The sequence below is a fragment of the Formosa undariae genome (genome assembly GCF_042427615.1).
GTDB lineage: Bacteria > Bacteroidota > Bacteroidia > Flavobacteriales > Flavobacteriaceae > Formosa > Formosa undariae.
The window spans coordinates 1-559 of record NZ_JBHMEZ010000006.1; the positions used below are offsets into that span (position 1 = coordinate 1).

General features: G+C 36.5%; 1 protein-coding gene. It reads right to left on the reverse strand.

Annotated features, from left to right (window positions below; genetic code table 11):
* A partial coding sequence (locus ACFFVB_RS18720; protein ID WP_382382241.1) for a hypothetical protein occupies window positions 1-559 on the reverse strand: 559 nt, incomplete at both ends.

A 559-nucleotide genomic window follows, 5' to 3' on the forward strand; every position in this document is an offset into this window, starting at 1 on the left:
AAATGCTTCATTATTGGCAGGAACTATAGTCTTGTAAAAGCTTAATTGGTCGTAAATAGCAGTCGATTTTTTAAGATCACTATTTTTAATCTCTGTTTCTAAACTCGTGGCATTGTCAGGATGAACTCCCCAGAAATGGATTAATGGTCGTAAATCGTAACCAAAGGCTTGAGACATTCTCAATAATCTATCGTCGGTAGGCACATTATTTACATCGTCGTCATAGTTTATTTCACCATTCTCGTAACTCTCACTAGTGTTTCTGTTAAATTGTTCGAAAGCGTCCCAGTCAAAAAGTCTTACTACATCGGCATATTTTGCATGACCTCTTGGCTGATAGGAAAACTCTTGACGGTATTCTCCTGTTTGTCTACTCATTTCGTTTCCTAATCTGAAATTTTCAGCAATCATCCAGCTAATCGCTGCTTCTTCTATACTGTGATTTAATCCGTAACCATTAAATGATTCTTCAAAGGCTTGATTTATTTCAACTCCGAATTTTTTGTTATGTACTGCTACCCATAAGAAATTAACCATAGATTCAATCTCGCCAGGGAAC